The 555-nt window shown below is 65.0% G+C and carries 1 protein-coding gene; it reads right to left on the reverse strand.

Going from position 1 to position 555, the window contains the following annotated elements; translation table 11 throughout:
• Positions 1–19 precede the first annotated feature (19 nt).
• Positions 20–555, reverse strand: a 536-nt coding sequence (locus tag AWB68_RS46025; protein ID WP_200829005.1) for a F0F1 ATP synthase subunit gamma, incomplete at its 5' end; no start/stop codon positions are given.

Raw genomic sequence — 555 nt, forward strand, 5'->3', positions numbered from 1 at the left:
GGGCAGCCTCGGAAACGACTCAGCGTTTTGCGAAGCGGCGGACTCGGTTTCCCGTGCCGGCTGCAAGGCTGACCGACGACAATTCCACGATCTCCGAAGTAATTTCCTCCTGCCTCAGGCGGCGAGACTCTCCGATCAGACCGTCGAGCGTGTTGTGAACGTTGGTGCGCGCGGCGATCATCGCGCGCATGCGGGCCTCGTTCTCCGCGGCGAACGACAGCATGATCGCCTCGCATAACTGCGCGTAGATGTATTCCTCGGCGAGCAAGGCCAGCAGCCGTCGTGGCGGCAACGTGACGAGCGGCGGATCGGCATGAACCGGTCGACTGAAGCGCCTGAAGTCGAACGGCCACAGCATGCTTTGCACGACCTCGATCGTCTCCGATGGATTCGGTATCGCATGCAGCACCAGCGCGCGCGTCGCGCGTCCGGCATTCAGGCGTTCGTAGAGGACCTCGGTGATGCGGTCGGCGAGCGCCGGGACTTCGTCGGCATGAGCGACCATCGCCGCGGACCAGCCGATCGTCAGTGCGTGCTCCGCAGCGACGCCGGCCC

Source organism: Caballeronia choica (genome assembly GCF_001544535.1).
Taxonomy (GTDB): domain Bacteria; phylum Pseudomonadota; class Gammaproteobacteria; order Burkholderiales; family Burkholderiaceae; genus Caballeronia; species Caballeronia choica.